The 16,746-nt window shown below is 37.7% G+C and carries 13 protein-coding genes and 3 rRNA genes; 1 reads left to right on the forward strand and 15 read right to left on the reverse strand.

The genetic code is table 11. From position 1 onward, the window contains the following. Nucleotides 1–5: 5 nt before the first annotated feature. The 10 genes from JJQ93_RS04270 to dapF all read right to left on the reverse strand — a co-directional run bounded on the left by JJQ93_RS04270 (nt 6) and on the right by dapF (nt 8,504). Nucleotides 6–593, reverse strand: a complete 588-nt coding sequence (locus JJQ93_RS04270; RefSeq protein ID WP_274892844.1) for a DUF116 domain-containing protein — start codon at nt 591–593, stop codon at nt 6–8. A gap of 161 nt (nt 594–754) precedes the next feature. After that, complete coding sequence (fmt, locus tag JJQ93_RS04275) at nt 755–1,696, reverse strand: methionyl-tRNA formyltransferase (protein WP_085112029.1); 942 nt, start codon at nt 1,694–1,696, stop codon at nt 755–757. 1 nt (nt 1,697) lies between these two features. After that, nucleotides 1,698–2,174: a peptide deformylase gene (gene def, locus JJQ93_RS04280; protein WP_085112030.1), complete on the reverse strand. Its 477-nt coding sequence runs from the start codon at nt 2,172–2,174 to the stop codon at nt 1,698–1,700. Between the two features lie 11 nt (nt 2,175–2,185). Continuing rightward, nucleotides 2,186–4,381 (reverse strand): primosomal protein N', encoded by a 2,196-nt coding sequence (gene priA, locus JJQ93_RS04285; RefSeq protein WP_274892845.1) that lies wholly within the window; start codon nt 4,379–4,381, stop codon nt 2,186–2,188. 29 nt (nt 4,382–4,410) lie between these two features. Then, the gene (gene coaBC, locus JJQ93_RS04290; protein ID WP_085112032.1) at nt 4,411–5,610 is read right to left on the reverse strand and encodes a bifunctional phosphopantothenoylcysteine decarboxylase/phosphopantothenate--cysteine ligase CoaBC; all 1,200 of its coding nucleotides are present in this window, start codon (nt 5,608–5,610) and stop codon (nt 4,411–4,413) included. An 11-nt stretch (nt 5,611–5,621) separates the two neighbouring features. Continuing rightward, nucleotides 5,622–5,831: a DNA-directed RNA polymerase subunit omega gene (gene rpoZ, locus JJQ93_RS04295; protein WP_274892846.1), complete on the reverse strand. Its 210-nt coding sequence runs from the start codon at nt 5,829–5,831 to the stop codon at nt 5,622–5,624. Next, nucleotides 5,832–6,449, reverse strand: a complete 618-nt coding sequence (gmk, locus tag JJQ93_RS04300) for a guanylate kinase (RefSeq protein WP_168170177.1) — start codon at nt 6,447–6,449, stop codon at nt 5,832–5,834. A gap of 8 nt (nt 6,450–6,457) precedes the next feature. Beyond that, complete coding sequence (gene remA / locus JJQ93_RS04305; RefSeq protein WP_013788171.1) at nt 6,458–6,742, reverse strand: extracellular matrix/biofilm regulator RemA; 285 nt, start codon at nt 6,740–6,742, stop codon at nt 6,458–6,460. A gap of 13 nt (nt 6,743–6,755) precedes the next feature. Continuing rightward, nucleotides 6,756–7,661: a YicC/YloC family endoribonuclease gene (locus tag JJQ93_RS04310; protein WP_240495787.1), complete on the reverse strand. Its 906-nt coding sequence runs from the start codon at nt 7,659–7,661 to the stop codon at nt 6,756–6,758. 9 nt (nt 7,662–7,670) lie between these two features. After that, the gene (gene dapF / locus JJQ93_RS04315) at nt 7,671–8,504 is read right to left on the reverse strand and encodes a diaminopimelate epimerase (RefSeq protein ID WP_274892847.1); all 834 of its coding nucleotides are present in this window, start codon (nt 8,502–8,504) and stop codon (nt 7,671–7,673) included. A gap of 180 nt (nt 8,505–8,684) precedes the next feature. Here dapF and JJQ93_RS04320 point away from each other — a divergent pair, with 180 nt between their 5' ends. After that, nucleotides 8,685–10,403: an Rqc2 family fibronectin-binding protein gene (locus JJQ93_RS04320; protein WP_274894050.1), complete on the forward strand. Its 1,719-nt coding sequence runs from the start codon at nt 8,685–8,687 to the stop codon at nt 10,401–10,403. Nucleotides 10,404–10,412: 9 nt separating this feature from the next. Here the strand turns inward: JJQ93_RS04320 and thpR are convergent, their stop codons facing one another. From thpR to JJQ93_RS04345, 5 genes are all read right to left on the reverse strand, one after another. Continuing rightward, entirely contained in the window at nt 10,413–10,967 is a 555-nt protein-coding gene (thpR, locus tag JJQ93_RS04325; protein WP_274892848.1) for an RNA 2',3'-cyclic phosphodiesterase, read from the reverse strand. Nucleotides 10,968–10,977: 10 nt separating this feature from the next. After that, nucleotides 10,978–11,541, reverse strand: a complete 564-nt coding sequence (locus tag JJQ93_RS04330; RefSeq protein WP_085112037.1) for a GNAT family N-acetyltransferase — start codon at nt 11,539–11,541, stop codon at nt 10,978–10,980. 98 nt (nt 11,542–11,639) lie between these two features. Next, nucleotides 11,640–11,748: ribosomal RNA gene (gene rrf, locus JJQ93_RS04335) — 5S ribosomal RNA — on the reverse strand. 263 nt (nt 11,749–12,011) lie between these two features. Next, nucleotides 12,012–14,887: ribosomal RNA gene (locus tag JJQ93_RS04340) — 23S ribosomal RNA — on the reverse strand. A 128-nt stretch (nt 14,888–15,015) separates the two neighbouring features. Continuing rightward, nucleotides 15,016–16,662: ribosomal RNA gene (locus JJQ93_RS04345) — 16S ribosomal RNA — on the reverse strand. The 16S, 23S and 5S rRNA genes sit together here, the layout of an rRNA operon. Between the last annotated feature and the right edge of the window lie 84 nt (nt 16,663–16,746).

Here is a 16,746-nt window from a genome sequence, read left to right on the forward strand (position 1 = left end):
AAATCCTATCCTCCATTCGTAAAATTGATAATTGCTTTTTCGACTTCATCTAAATCCACTTTTGTGTTGAAGCAAGGGCCATAAGGTCTTATATTTATTATACCATAAACGGGTATTTTTTTCACATCCAGTATTCCACTTGTTAGGTCTCTTTCACATGCAATAGCAATGATGGCTTTTGGTTTAGTGTCCATGACAGCTTTTCTAGCTAAAGTGCCTCCAGTTGCAATTGCGATTTTTACACCATACTTCTCTTTTAGCTTTATTAAGTCGCTGACCTGACATTTCCCACATCTTTGACAATTGTCAATGTCATTGGTAACTTTAAATTTACACTCATTAAACTGTATGCAATGAGGCGTCAATATCAATAGCTCCTCAGGTAAATACTTGCCTTTTCTTGAACTTACTAAAAAGTTATTGATATTTGTAAATGACTGTTGAATCTTATCCTTCTTAACACCAAATATACCACCTAATATCTCCAAAAGCGGATATAACCCATCTATCAGCAATAATAATGTTTTATTCAGTATTTCATTATTTCTTCCTCTATAAATCACATACAAAAAAGCAAAAACTGTAAGAATCAAGACAATAGTAATTGCAGAGAAAAATAATATCGCAGATCCTATTAAAAAATTATACAAAGCTGAGCTTTTGCTTCTCACAATATAGAAAAGAAAAAAAATACTTAACGTCATTAACAATATCAATATACTCAATAATCCAAAAAAAACACGCTTTTTCCCATTCAAATTGTTATCCCCTCTAATTGATCGCCCTTTTTTATTAAGTGTCCCCTTAAATAGTCTTCAACATTCATTTTTCTCGTGCCTTCACCTTGAATTTCTATTACTTTCAACGCTTCTTTACCACATTTTATTATCAAAGTATCATCTGACTCGATAATTGTACCAGGTTTTTCATCACCAAAATAATGGTATACATCAGCAGACCAAATTTTTAACATGCTACCATTATAGTACGTATATGCACCAGGCCATGGCCTTAATCCTCTAATGAGATTTCTTATTTCAATAGCATCTTTTTCCCAATTTATAAGCCCCATCGATTTTTCAAGCATCGGAGCATACGTCGCTTTGCTATCGTCTTGTTTTACGCTCATTAAAGTACCATTGCACATCATGTTTATAGCATCTATTAAAACGTCTCCGCCTAATATCGCCAGTTTATCATGTATCGTCTCAGCATTATCTTCTTCTAATATTGGTATTGACTTTTGCAATAAAATGTCACCAGTGTCCAATCCCTTTTCCATATACATTATAGTAATTCCTGTCTCTTTTTCACCGTTTATTACAGCCCAATTTATGGGTGCAGCTCCTCTGTACTTTGGAAGCAAAGATGCATGAACATTTATACACCCAAATTTCGGGATTTTTAAAATTTCTTCTGGAAGAATTTTGCCATATGCAGCCACAACTATTAATTCAGGATTCAATCTCCTTATTTTTTCAAATACTTCTTCATTGTTCTTTAATTTAAGAGGCTGATAGACTTCTATGCCATGTTTTATAGCAAATTCTTTTACGGGTGGAAAAGACAATTTTTTGCCTCTGCCTTTAGGCTTATCTGGTTGTGTTATAGCTAACATCACATTGTGACCAAATTCAACCAATTTTTTGAGTGAAGGTACAGCAAATTCAGGCGTACCCATAAACACAATGTTCAAATCACTCCGCCTCCATTTTTTCTTCCTCGTCATTTATTATTCTTATCGCTTTATTTACAAACAATATTCCATTTAAATGATCAATTTCATGTGACAATGCTCTGGCTAAAAAGTCTTCTCCTTCGATTTCTTTATACTCTCCGGTTCTGTCTTGATACCTTACTCTTACCTTTTTAGGACGTTTGACTTCTCCTGTCACGTTAGGAACGCTTAGGCATCCTTCTTTTCCTATTTGTTCGCCTTCTTCTAATATTATTTCTGGATTTATCAATTCTATCAAACCATCTCCAACATCCACTACCACCAGTCTTCTCAAGATACCAATCTGGTTTGCAGCAAGTCCGACGCCATCAGCATTATACATAGTTTCAGCCATGTCATCCAAAATCATAATAACATGATCATCTATTTTATCAACGTATTTTGCCTTTTTATACAGTATAGGATCTCCAATTTTTCTAATATACCTTAATGCCATATAAATCCTCCTTAAATTAAATTAAGCGGGTCCAAATCATACGATAGTTTGATGCCTTTCATAAAATTATGGCTATTTAAAGCATCACATATATCTTCCAAAACACTTCTTTCAACTGATTTTACAATAATCTGCCACCTATAATTGTTTTTTATCCTTTCGATAGGAGCAGATGACGGACCTAATACTTTATTATAACTCTTTATTTCATTTTTGTTAATAGTTTTAATAATCAAATTATGTACCAATGCGGCACTAGATATTACGTTATTTTTATCTGGCCCTGATATCAATATATTTAATAAATGTGTAAAAGGAGGATACATGTATGTTTCTCTATAATGTATTTCTTCATTGAAAAAAGCTTCATAATCTTGATTTTTTGCAGCTATTATGCTGTAGTTATCATCTTCATATGTTTGAATTATTACTCTTCCAGGCTTTTCTCCTCTGCCAGCCCTTCCCGCTACCTGTGTTAAAAGCTGAAAAGTCCTTTCCCCTGACCTAAAATCAGGTATATTCAGCGTTATATCCGCCAGAATAACTCCTACCAGCGTCACATTTGGTATGTCAAAGCCTTTTGAAATCATCTGCGTGCCTATCAATATGTCCGCATTTCCGCTTCTAAATTCATTAAAAATTTTTTCATGAGCTCCTTTTGTTTTAGTAGTATCAATGTCCATTCTTAAGACTCTACTTTTAGGAAATAATCGCTTAACTTCCTTTTCTACACGCTCTGTTCCAATGCCTAAATATCTAATTCGCTTGCTTCCGCATTTAGGACACGTACGAACTGTATCGATATTGTATCCGCAATAATGGCACTTTAACTTTCCATCATCTGCATGATATGTAAGTGATATATCACAATTTGGGCACTCAGGAACATAACCACAATCCCTGCATACGACAAATGAAGAAAATCCCCTTCTGTTTAGGAACAAAATAGTCTGTTCACCTTTAATCAAATTTTTTTTAATTTCATAATAAAGTTTTCTACTAAATATTGAATTATTGCCATCTGCCAATTCATGACTCATATTGACAATTTCGACTTCAGGTAAACTAATCCCTATTCTATTTTTTAATCTCAAAAGTTTATACTCATTATTGAGAGCTTTATAGTACGTTTCAACCTGAGGTGTTGCAGACCCCAGCAGCAAAACAGCTTTCTCTATCTCACATCTTTTTTCCGCAACTTCTTTTACATTATACTTTGGCTTAAAATCAGATTGTTTATAAGTATTTTCATGTTCTTCATCTATTATTATTAGCCCTAAATTAGAAAATGGTGCAAATACTGCATTTCTAACACCAACGACAATTTTCACATCGCCATTTACAATTTTTCTCCATTCGTCAAATCTTTCTCCATCGGATAATCCGCTATGCAAAACAGCAACCAAATTACCAAACCTTGAAACAAATCTTTCGATAGTCTGAGGCGTTAAAGATATCTCCGGCACCAGGACAATCGCTTCTTTTCCTAATTCGATGCATTTCTCAATAAGCTGAAGATAAACTTCTGTCTTTCCACTTCCAGTAACGCCAAACAAAAGATACTTCTCGAAAATACTTTTTCCAATGATTTTTTTTATTTCATTTATAACTTGCTCCTGTTCTTTAGTGGGAATATGCTTTTTCGTTCTATTACAATCTGTCGCTTTAAACCTATTTATCTCCTCATAATCTACTGACAAAATCCTTTTTTTAACCAAACCGTTTACAGTTGAATAACTTACATTTAAGTCTTTTACTAGATCTGATAATGCAACCAAGTCGTTTTTCTTTAAATAATTTATAATCTCAAGTTGCCTCTGAGTAACTTTACAATCATCAACAAAACTATTATTAAGCTTGACTGTCTTTACCTTTTTTATGCCGCTTTTTGTCCCTGATGGAATGATGCACTGCAAGCTTTCAGAAATATTGCATTTATAGTAGTCTTTCATCCAAAAAGCTAAGTCTAACAATTTGTCATCAAACAATACAATATCATCCACAACATCAGCTATAGGCTTTACCTTGTCTATTGGTACATCTGTTTTTTCTGATAAATTTATAACGTAACCTTCTACTGTACTTCTATTTACAGGCACTAAAACTTTAGTGCCTATCTTTATGTCGTTTATGCCATCTGGCACAATGTAAGTTAAAATCCTATCGATATTTCGTGAATACTCACTTAAAACAACATCAGCAAACATAAATACCCCCATAAAAAAAAGCCTTTAGGCTATCTAATAAAAAGATTTTTTATCTCATCAAGTATTACATGAGCTACATCGGTTTTGCTCATTAAAGGATACTCTTTTACGTTCATATCCTTGTCTATGATGCTAACTATGTTTGTATCACCTGAAAATCCAGCCCCTTCTCTTAAAACATCATTAGCTACAATCAAATCTAAATTTTTCCTTATAATCTTATTTTTGGCACTTTCTATCAGATTTTCAGTTTCTGCGGCAAAACCGACTAAAAAAGTATTACCTTTTTCTTTTCCAAACTCATATAAAATATCTGGATTTCTGACTAACTTCAATGCAAGATCATCGTCATTTTTCTTTATTTTGTTACTTTTATATATCTCCGGCCGATAATCAGCAACAGCAGCAGCTCCAATAAAAATATCAACTTTACCTTTAAATTTCATAACTTCATTGTACATCTCAAGAGCAGTATTTACGTGTATAGTTTCAATATCGATTGGATCATCTATATTTGTAGGACCTGAAATCAAAATAACATTAGCTCCTCGAGATTTTGCAGCCTTTGCAATTTCAAAACCCATTTTTCCAGAAGAACGATTTGTAATATACCTTACTGGATCAATTGGTTCAACTGTTGGTCCTGCAGTGACTAAAACAGTAATACCATCATAATCTTTTTTTTCTATCCCTAATAATTCCAATATTTTTTTCTCGATATCCTCGATTTTTGCTAGTTTGCCTTTGCCAAATGTGCCGCAGGCTAATCTTCCATCTTCAGGCTCTATTATAAAATATCCAATAGACTTAAGCTTCTTTAAATTTTCTTGAAATAATATGTTTTGATACATATTTGTATTCATTGCAGGGGCAATAACAACTTTCGCATTAGTAGCCATTATAGTGGTTGTAAGCATATCATCCGCTATACCATTGGCTATTTTACCTATGATATTTGCCGTAGCAGGAACGATAGCAAACACGTCTGCTTTTTCTGCCAATGCTATATGTTCTATTTCCCAAAACTTAGGACTTTCAAACATATCAACAATCACTTTATTGTGTGTTAGTGATTCAAATGTCAGTGGTGAAATAAATTTTGTGGCAGACTCTGTCATTATAACATCAACATTTATATTCTTTTTAACAAGCCTTGAAACCAAATCTGCTGATTTATATGCAGCAATACCTCCAGTAACACCAATGACCACATTTTTCGTATAAGCCATTAAAACACCTTCTACTTCAAACCAAATTTTTGCCTTTCAAATGTTATAAGTCCTTCATTTATTTCCTCAGTAGCAATTGTCACGGGTTTTTTGGAATCAGTCTCCACAAGAGTTGGTTCACCGCTTATTATCTGTCTTGCACGCTTTGAAACTAAAGCACACAAAGTATATTTACTGTCAATTTTATTCATTAAATCTACTATCGATGGATATAAAATCATTTAGCATCTCTCCTTTATTTCAAGATATAATCCCTTATTTCTATCAACTCTGCACTTTTCAGCTTTTATAATCGCAAGGATTTTATCAACAGCTAAATCAACATCATCATTTATCACCACATAATTATATCTGGAAACGAAATTTATTTCTTCATAAGCACTTTTAAACCTCTTTAAAATCTCTTCTTCAGTTTCTGTTCCTCTCTTTTTGATTCTATTCTTAAGCTCTTCCATAGACGGTGGCAAAATAAACACAAATACGCCTTCTGGATATTTGTCCTTAACTTTTAAAGCACCTTGAATGTCGATTTCTAAAATCACATCATGACCTTCATCTATATTTTTTTGTACAAATTCTTTCGGTGTACCATAATAATTATCATACACCTTTGCCCATTCCAAAAGCATGTTATTTTCTATAAGAGTTTTAAACTTTTCAACTGTAGTGAAAAAATAATTTTCACCGTCAACTTCTCCATTGCGAGGTTTTCTAGTAGTCATTGATATGCTTAATTTGAGATTTTCGTCTTTCTTTAAAAGTGCTTTGCAAACCGTTCCTTTTCCAGCACCTGACGGACCGGATATTACAATCAATAAACCCTTATTGTACAATAACATCATTCCCCTTAATCTTCAGATTCTTCTTCAATAATTTCCTCGTCAATTATGTCTTTTGAATTTAGTCTATTTGCAACTGTCTCTGGTTGAACTGCTGATAATATTATGTGGTCACTATCTGTTATTATAACAGCTCTAGTTCTCCTACCATATGTAGCATCAATAAGCATACCTCTGTCCCGCGCCTCTTGTATAATTCTTTTTATAGGAGCAGACTCAGGACTAACAATGGCTACTAATCTGTTTGCCGAAATAATATTGCCAAACCCTATATTTATTAGTTTGATGGCCATAATAATTATCCTCCTACTCTATATTTTGTACTTGCTCCCTTATCTTTTCAATCTGATCTTTTAATTCTATGACTCCATTTATTATACCGAGATCCATTGACTTTGAACCAATTGTATTTGCTTCTCTGTTCATCTCCTGTGTCAAGAAATCTAATTTCTTTCCTATAGGCATAGAACTATCCAGTGAAAACTTAAATTGGCTTATATGACTTCTAAGCCTTGTTATCTCTTCTGAAATGCTCGTCTTATCTGCCATTATTGCCACTTCAGTTAAAAACCTGTTCTGATCAAGTTCACCACCAATAAGCTCATTTATTCGTGTTTCAAGTTTTTTCTTATACTCATTTATAACGGCAGGTCCTCTTTCCTCTATCTTATCAATTATACCACTTAACATGTCCAATCTATTTATTATATCGTCTTTTAATTTTATACCTTCTAAAACCCTCATGTCAATTAAATTTTTAATGCTCATGTCTAATGCTTTATCTACGATAGTCCAAACATTGTCTATGTCTACATTAACGCTTTTCACATCTATTATTCCCGGTATTGATAGAATATCGCTTAATTTTATGTCATCTGTAAGATTAACACTTTTTTTTAAGTCATGAATTATATTTATGTATTGGTTTAAAAGATCGTAATTTAACTCAAGGGAATCAAGACTTTTTTCATAAGCCTCAAGAGAAATATTTATCTCTACTCTACCTCTTTTAATGCTTTCCCCAATTTTTAGCCTTATCCTATCTTCTAACCCACTTAAAACTTTCGGAAGTTTTATCGACAAATCCAAAAACCGGTGGTTTAAACTTTTTATTTCAGTTAAGACGTGAAAGCCATTTTCGATTGCTTCACCTCTGCCAAAACCAGTCATGCTTTTTATCATCTTATCACCCATCAATATTATAATCAACATTATTTCCTTCTAAACAATATCTATATCACCAGTAAAAACTTTTTCGGCTTTACCTGTTAAATAAATATTGTTATCAGATGTCCATTCAATATACAAATCTCCCTTTTTAAAATGAACATGAACATTCCTCTTTGTCCTATTTGTTAATGCGGAAGCCACAGCCGAAGCGCAGGCACCAGTGCCGCAGGCAAGAGTCAAGCCTGCACCTCTTTCCCAAGTTCTCACCGTAATATTATTTTCATCTTCAACTTTGACAAAATCAACATTTGTTCCACGTGGAAATATATGTAATTTTTCAATTAACGGCCCTACATTCACAATCATATTTTCATCAATAGAATTAACAAAAATAACAGTATGCGGTACGCCAACTAGTAACGATGTTACAGTATAAGCTCTTCCATCTATTTTTATCGTCTCTTCTATAAATTGATTTTTATCTGTTTTTACTGGAATTAAATCGGGCCTAAAATTAGGATTGCCCATGTGAACTCTTACTTTGTCCACATTATCATTTTCAAATATTAATTCTGGCATTACAATGCCAGACAATGTCTCAACTGACATTTTCCCTTTTGAAACTATGCCATTTTCATAGACATACTTTGCAAAGCAGCGCGCTCCATTCCCACACATTTCTGCTTCACTGCCATCCGAATTGATTATTCTCATCTTAATATCTGCTATTCCAGATGGCTCCACTATCAAAAGACCATCTCCGCCTATGCCAAAATGCCTATCACACAATTTTCTCGCTAAAACGTCATACTCTAACTCTTTGTTTTCTAAATTTTCTAAGACTATAAAATCATTGCCTAATCCATTCATCTTTGTAAATTTCATAACTTTTTCACCTCTTACTACAAATAACGCATATATATTATAACATAAATTTATAAAAAACTGGTTATATAATTTTGCTCAATTAATTTTTTGCAATCATCATATCGCTGATTTATTTGTAATAAATTCATGCCGTGATATACTATTTAGTAGAATTGCATTTAGAAAGGAATGTTCAACATGGCTTTGGATGGAATAACACTATATGGAATAGTCAATGAACTAAAAAGCACACTGCTTGACGGAAAAATAGATAAGATATATCAGCCCGAAAAAGACGAAATCATAATCTTTATCAGAAATAACGGCAAAAATTACAAATTGCTTTTATCAGCAAATGCAAATTTTCCAAGAGTATATCTAACAGATGAAAATAAAGAAAATCCAGTTACTCCCCCTATGTTTTGCATGTTACTTCGAAAGTATTTGCAAGGTGGAAAAATTATAGATATATACCAAAGGGGATTCGATAGAATTTTATTCATCGATGTTTTAAGTCGTGATGAATTAGAAAAAGAGGTCATAAAAACATTAGTAATAGAAATAATGGGAAGATACAGCAATATTATATTAATAGATAAAGAGAGTAGAATTATAGTCGATAGCATTAAAAGAGTATACAAGGATATGAGCAAAATACGGGAAATAGTTCCCGATGTCAAATATGAGATGCCCCCACTACAAGATAAATTTACAATTCAAGATTTTACAAAAGATGATTTGTCAAGAAAATTAAAATTAAAAAGCGGTAAAAAAGTTGATAAAGCCCTTTTAGAGCTTTTTGAAGGATTTAGCCCTGTTTTATCAAGGGAAATTGCATATAGGAGTAAAGTAGATGATAGATACATAAATGAGCTTTCAGAAGACGATATGGAGAAACTGAATTGCAATTTAAATTTATTGAAAAGCCTTTTAGAAAATTCAAATTTTAAACCATGTATTGCTTATATTGACGATAATCCTTATGAATTTTCTATCATTGAACTTACACAGTATGAAAATTTAGTTTTCTATAAAAGTGTCAACGAAGCCGCATTAAAGTTTTATAGAGAAAAAGCAAATGCAGAAAGTTTAAAATCCCGTTCACATGATTTAAAAAAGCTTATTCAAACGCACTTAGAGAGATTATATAATAAACTTGGCAAGCAATTAGATGAATTGAAAAATGCTGAGAATGCAGATATATACAAACTATATGGGGAGCTTATAACGAGTAATTTGTATAAACTTAACAAAAAAACCGATGCATTTAAAACTATAAATTATTATACTGGTGAAGAAATAACAATACCACTTGATATAAAATATACGCCAAATGAAAATGCTCAAATGTATTTTAAAAAATATGCTAAATTAAAAAATGCAGTAGAATTTCTTACAAAGCAAATAGAAGAAACAAAAAAAGAAATAGAATATCTAGAAGGACAACTTTTAAATGTTGAGCAGTGTACATTGCCATCAGAAATAGACGAAATAAGAGAAGAATTAGCAGATATAGGATACATAAAAAAGAAAAATAAAGACAAAAGACAAAAGAAAAGTATATCAAAACCTCTACACTATATATCTTCAGATAATTTTGATATCTATGTTGGGAAAAATAATGTACAAAATGATTACCTTACAATGAAATTTGCAGATATAAATGATGTATGGCTACATACGAAGAATATTCCCGGCTCACATGTCATAATCAAAAGCAAAGGCGCTAATATTCCTGACAGTACTATTTTAGAAGCTGCAAAATTGGCAGCAATGCACAGCAAAGCAAAAAATTCTTCAAATGTACCAGTTGATTACACGTTAAGAAAGTACGTTAAGAAACCAACAGGAGCAAAACCAGGTTTTGTAATCTATACAAATCAAAAAACATTGTATGTGACACCTGATAATAAGTAGGTATTGTACCTACTTGTTCGATTTTAAGGATACATCGAAAATAGATTTATAAACTCTTCTATTATTCTCCAACTTGCTTTCCATAAGATGTATATTAGATACTGCAAAGTAATCAGAATCTAATTTATGTAGATTGTTTATTTCTTCTATGCTTTTTACCAAAATAATTTCTCTTGCAACAGTAATATGGGCTTTAAATTTTCTATCGTCTTTTTTAAATCCCACCTTAGATAATTCTGTTTCGATAACATCATGTAATAATTTAAGTCTATCATCATTTTTAGCATCCACCCATAGTACTCTTATATTATCTTTTCCTTCAAAACAACCAATTTTATTTAATCTAATGTAAAATGGCTTAAAATTTAACGAAATGTCATTTATTATCTTTCTGATTTTACTAACTTCTTCCTCATTTATCTCGCCAAAAAATTTAAGAGTTATATGTAAATTATCTTTATTTGTCCATCTTCCTTTTATTGTATATTTCTTTAACTGCTCTTGCAAATTCTTAATATCATTTATAATATTTTCACTTAATTTTATAGCTAAAAACGCTCTCATATTTCCTCCATTATGTATTATTTCTATTATTTCCCTGGAAATTATGCTCTAAAAATTCGCTTTTTATAATCCCCATTATCCATTCGTTTATATATCGACCATGTTTATATACAACTTCCCGCAGCAATCCTTCTTTTTTAAAACCACATTTTTCATAACATTTTATTGCTCTCTCATTAAAATCATACACTTTTAATTCTACTCGATGCAAATTCAATTCATTAAATATAAAATCTAATAAAGTCATTATAGCTTCTGAACCAAGACCTTTATTTCTATACTTTTCCTCACCTATCATTACCGCAATTTCACAATGTCTATTTTTCCAATCTACACTGCCATATGAAATATTACCTATATATTCTTTAGTTTCATTATAAATAATTGCAAATTCACCTGATTCACTGTGATTTGTCTTTTTACTAAGCCACTCTGAAATTGAACCTTCCGTCACAGGATATGGTATACCAGGCATCAAAAAATTTCTACTGTCTTCACTATTGCGAAATTCTACAAATTTCTCAATATATTTAGGCTCAAATGGTACAAGTTCAACATTTTTACTTTTTAACATTTTTTCACTTCCCCTCTTATAATTTTAACGCTTATTATACCATAAAAATCAAAAAAGAGATAGTCCATTTAAAACAGACTACCTCTTTTATAAATTTTTACCGGCAGCGACCTACTCTCCCGAGAAATCAGTACCATCGGCGCTGGAGGGCTTCACTTCCGTGTTCGGTATGGGAACGGGTTTTTAACCTCCGCTATTGCCACCGGAAATCTTTCGTTCATTTATTATGCATATTCTTCTGAAAAATCTTATCAACGCTCACAAATTTCGCTTTCTATATATCATCGATTCATTTCGCTACTTTGGCTAACGCCGTCTATGCGTTGTGACGGCTTTCGCTTTCGCTCATACGCCAAACTACGCTACATTCATCGTGATATATCACGAAAGCTTCATTAATCGTTCGCTTTTGATAGATTTTTTCTCCATTTATGCTTTCTTAAATGAACTTTGAATACTGCACAATGCTAAAGGTCAAGTCCTCGACTTATTAGTACCGGTCAGCTGAAAGTATTTCTACTCTTACACCTCCGGCCTATCTACCTCGTCTTCTTCAAGGTGTCTTACTCCTTTCGGATGGGAAATCTTATCTTGAGGTGGGTTTCACGCTTAGATGCTTTCAGCGTTTATCCCTTCCAAACTTGGCTACCCAGCTGTGCAAAAGGCTTTGCAACTGGTACACCATCGGTTTGTCCACCCCGGTCCTCTCGTACTAAGGGCAGATCCTCTCAAATTTCCTGCGCCCGCGACGGATAGGGACCGAACTGTCTCACGACGTTCTGAACCCAGCTCGCGTACCGCTTTAATGGGCGAACAGCCCAACCCTTGGGACCTACTTCAGCCCCAGGATGCGATGAGCCGACATCGAGGTGCCAAACCTCCCCGTCGATGTGGACTCTTGGGGGAGATCAGCCTGTTATCCCCAGGGTAGCTTTTATCCGTTGAGCGACGGCAATCCCATTCTCTACCGCCGGATCACTAAGCCCGACTTTCGTCCCTGCTCGAATTGTCTTTCTCGCAGTTAGGCTACCTTCTGCCTTTGCACTCTTTCGCGCGATTTCCTTCCGCGCTGAGGTAACCTTTGGACGCCTCCGTTACTTTTTAGGAGGCGACCGCCCCAGTCAAACTGCCCGCCTGTCAGTGTCCATATGCCGGTTTACGGCTCCTATGTTAGAATTTCGGTAATATCAGGGTGGTATCCCAACGTCGGCTCCATATAGGCTGGCGCCCATATTTCTCCGCCTCCCACCTATCCTGTACAGATATTACTAAAATTCAGTGACAAGCTGCAGTAAAGCTCCATGGGGTCTTTCTGTCCTGTCGCGGGTAACTCGCATCTTCACGAGTACTACAATTTCACCGGGTCCCCCTTCAAGACAGCGCCCAAGTCGTTACGCCTTTCGTGCAGGTCGGAACTTACCCGACAAGGAATTTCGCTACCTTAGGACCGTTATAGTTACGGCCGCCGTTTACTGGGGCTTAAGTTCAGAGCTTTGGATTTTCTCCTGACCCTTCCCCTTAACCTTCCAGCACCGGGCAGGCGTCAGCTCCTATACTTCGTCTTTCGACTTAGCAGAAACCTGTGTTTTTGGTAAACAGTCGCTTGGGCCTCTTCTCTGCGGCCTTTCGGCACTCCTTCTCCCGAAGTTACGGAGTCTTTTTGCCGAGTTCCTTAATGAGGGTTCTCCCGCTCGTCTTTGGATTCTCTCCTCGCCTACCTGTGTCGGTTTGTGGTACGGGCACCTCATCCTCGATAGCAACTTTTCTTGGCAGCCCCTTCGAAACTTCGCCTTTCGGCTCCCCATCACAGCTCTTATGAGCTTTGGTACTTCACTCAAAGCTCTTTTCGTCGCTGCTTGGACGTGCTCTACCAACCGCACGCTTTTCTTATCTCGCTGCGTCCTTGCTTCTCTTTTAGCGGATTTCGGTGGTACCGGATTTATTACCGGTTCTCCATCGCCTACGCTTTCGCCTCGGCTTAGGTCCCGACTTACCCTGGGCGGATTATCCTTCCCCAGGAATCCTTAGGCTTTCGACGGTAAGGTTTCTCGCCTTACTCTCGTTACTTATACCGGCATTCTCTCTACTGTACTGTCCAGATTCGCTTTCGCTTATCCTTCGTCCTGTACAGTACGCTCCCCTACCATTCTTTTCAGAATCCGTAGCTTCGGTGGCATGTTTTAGCCCCGTTTATTTTCGGCGCGGGATTTCTCGACCAGTGAGCTATTACGCACTCTTTGAATGTATGGCTGCTTCTAAGCCAACATCCTGGTTGTCTTGGAAATCCTACTTCCTTTTCCACTTAACATGCTCTTTGGGACCTTAGCTGTCGGTCTGGGCTCTTTCCCTTTTGACCACGGATCTTATCACTCGTAGTCTGACTCCCAGGGTCTCAATATGGCATTCGGAGTTTGATAGGGTTCGGTAACCTCTTTGGCCCCTAGTCCATTCAGTGCTCTACCTCCATATTTCCTTCCCCCTGAGGCTAGCCCTAAAGCTATTTCGGGGAGAACCAGCTATCTCCGAGCTCGATTGGAATTTCTCCGCTACCCACAATTCATCCCATGACTTTTCAACGTCAACGTGGTTCGGGCCTCCACCAGATCTTACTCCGGCTTCACCCTGATCATGGGTAGGTCGCACGGTTTCGGGTCTATGATATGCAACTCTCGCCCTTTTAAGACTCGCTTTCGCTTCGGCTCCGCTTTCGCTTAACCTCGCTGCATATCTATAACTCGCCGGTCCGTTCTACAAAAAGTACGTGGTCGCTTTCGCTTCCACTGCTTGTGGACATATGGTTTCAGGTTCTCTTTCACTCCCCTCCCGGGGTTCTTTTCACCTTTCCCTCACGGTACTATGCGCTATCGGTCACTTAGGAGTATTTAGCCTTGGGAGATGGTCCTCCCGTCTTCCCACCGGGTTGCCTATCCTGTGGTACTCTGGATCCCACTCGGTATTTAAAGCTTTCGCCTACAGGGCTTTCACCTTCTTTGGCCTGCCTTCCCAGGTCTGTTCGGCTTCGCTTTTCATACCTTCTTGTGGTCCTAAACCCCATCACCAACGGTGATGGTTTGGGCTCTTTCCTTTTCGCTCGCCACTACTCAGGAAATCGATTTTTTCTTTCTTTTCCTCGCGCTACTTAGATGTTTCAGTTCACGCGGTGTCCCTTCCTCATGGCTATGTGTTCACCATGGGATGCTTAAGTATTACCTTAAGCGGGTTTCCCCATTCGGAGATCTCCGGATCTGCGTCTGCTTGCGACTCCCCGGAGCGTTTCGCCGCTTGCTGCGTCCTTCTTCGGCTCTAAGTGCCTGGGCATCCACCATACGCCCTTTCTAACTTGACCTATTGTTTCCTCGTTTTTCTTCGTTACCCATATTTGCATTGTGCAGTTTTCAAGGTTCACTTTCCTGAGGGTCTAAACCCTCAAAACTGAACAGTGAGATACGACTTGTTGTAAGGATTGCTCCTTAGAAAGGAGGTGATCCAGCCGCACCTTCCGATACGGCTACCTTGTTACGACTTCACCCCAATCATTTACCCCACCTTCGGCAGCTCCTCCCCGGCACTCAAGTAGATACGGATTATTTCTTTTCTTCTCTATAATTCCATATCTACTTGAGTGCCGGGTTAGGTCACTGACTTCGGGTGTTGTAAACTCTCGTGGTGTGACGGGCGGTGTGTACAAGGCCCGGGAACGTATTCACCGCGGCATGCTGATCCGCGATTACTAGCAACTCCGTCTTCATGCAGGCGGGTTGCAGCCTGCAATCTGAACTGGGACCTGTTTTCTGGGATTCGCTCCGGATCGCTCCTTCGCTGCCCTCTGTTCAGGCCATTGTAGCACGTGTGTAGCCCAGGGCATAAAGGGCATGATGATTTGACGTCATCCCCGCCTTCCTCCGTGTTTTCCACGGCAGTCTCGGTAGAGTCCCCGTCTTTACGCTGGTAACTACCAACAGGGGTTGCGCTCGTTGCGGGACTTAACCCAACATCTCACGACACGAGCTGACGACAACCATGCACCACCTGTCTCACAGCTCCTCTTGCGAGGCACTCCGGTATTTCTACCAGATTCTGTGGATGTCAAGCCCTGGTAAGGTTCTTCGCGTTGCTTCGAATTAAACCACATGCTCCGCTGCTTGTGCGGGCCCCCGTCAATTCCTTTGAGTTTCAACCTTGCGGCCGTACTCCCCAGGCGGGATACTTATTGCGTTAACTCCGGCACGGATGATTCCTCACCCACACCTAGTATCCATCGTTTACGGCGTGGACTACCAGGGTATCTAATCCTGTTTGCTCCCCACGCTTTCGCACCTCAGCGTCAGTTCAAGTCCAGAGAGCCGCTTTCGCCACTGGTATTCTTCCTGATCTCTACGCATTTCACCGCTACACCAGGAATTCCGCTCTCCTCTCCTTGACTCAAGCTATTTAGTTTCAGATGCATACCCTCGGTTGAGCCCAGGTTTTTCACATCTGACTTTTATAGCCGCCTACGTGCTCTTTACGCCCAGTAATTCCGGACAACGCTCGCCCCCTACGTATTACCGCGGCTGCTGGCACGTAGTTAGCCGGGGCTTTCGTATGGTACCGTCATTATCTTCCCATACTATTGAGCTTTACGACCCGAAGGCCTTCTTCGCTCACGCGGCGTCGCTGTGTCAGGGTTTCCCCCATTGCACAATATTCCCCACTGCTGCCTCCCGTAGGAGTCTGGACCGTGTCTCAGTTCCAGTGTGGCCGTTCACCCTCTCAGGCCGGCTACCCATCGTCGCCTTGGTGGGCTTTTACCCCGCCAACTAGCTAATGGGACGCGGACTCATCCTATAGCGGATTTCTCCTTTCTTCAAGAAATGATGCCATCCCTTGACATTATCCGGTATTAGCACCCCTTTCGAGGTGTTATCCCAGTCTACAGGGTAGATTGTCCACGCGTTACTCACCCGTCCGCCGCTATCCGGCACTCAACTCCGCGTTTACTCTTATTTCTCTCTTTTTGCTTTATCTTTCTTTTCTGTCTCTTTTTCTGTAAGCGCTTAGTTGAGTGCCGGATCGCTCGACTTGCATGTGTTAGGCACGCCGCCAGCGTTCGTCCTGAGCCAGGATCAAACTCTCATGTTTATATCCTTTGCTCTTATATCTCACTGTTCGGTTTTCAAGGTTCATTTCCCTCGCCGCTTATCGCGACATCGTCTATCTTACCAC

The sequence above is a fragment of the Thermoanaerobacterium sp. R66 genome, assembly GCF_028895185.1.
GTDB lineage: Bacteria > Bacillota > Thermoanaerobacteria > Thermoanaerobacterales > Thermoanaerobacteraceae > Thermoanaerobacterium.

Coding starts and splice junctions, on each gene's coding strand:
- dapF (WP_274892847.1), bottom strand. CDS start 8,504: ATGAAATTTACAAAGATGAATGGATTAGGCAATGATTTTATAGTCTTA.
- rpoZ (WP_274892846.1), bottom strand. CDS start 5,831: ATGATTTTATATCCATCGATAGTAGATTTAATGAATAAAATTGACAGT.
- gmk (WP_168170177.1), bottom strand. CDS start 6,449: ATGTTATTGTACAATAAGGGTTTATTGATTGTAATATCCGGTCCGTCA.
- coaBC (WP_085112032.1), bottom strand. CDS start 5,610: ATGGCTTATACGAAAAATGTGGTCATTGGTGTTACTGGAGGTATTGCT.
- remA (WP_013788171.1), bottom strand. CDS start 6,742: ATGGCCATCAAACTAATAAATATAGGGTTTGGCAATATTATTTCGGCA.
- JJQ93_RS04330 (WP_085112037.1), bottom strand. CDS start 11,541: ATGTTAAAAAGTAAAAATGTTGAACTTGTACCATTTGAGCCTAAATAT.
- def (WP_085112030.1), bottom strand. CDS start 2,174: ATGGCATTAAGGTATATTAGAAAAATTGGAGATCCTATACTGTATAAA.
- JJQ93_RS04310 (WP_240495787.1), bottom strand. CDS start 7,661: ATGTTGATTATAATATTGATGGGTGATAAGATGATAAAAAGCATGACT.
- JJQ93_RS04320 (WP_274894050.1), top strand. CDS start 8,685: ATGGCTTTGGATGGAATAACACTATATGGAATAGTCAATGAACTAAAA.
- thpR (WP_274892848.1), bottom strand. CDS start 10,967: ATGAGAGCGTTTTTAGCTATAAAATTAAGTGAAAATATTATAAATGAT.
- priA (WP_274892845.1), bottom strand. CDS start 4,381: ATGTTTGCTGATGTTGTTTTAAGTGAGTATTCACGAAATATCGATAGG.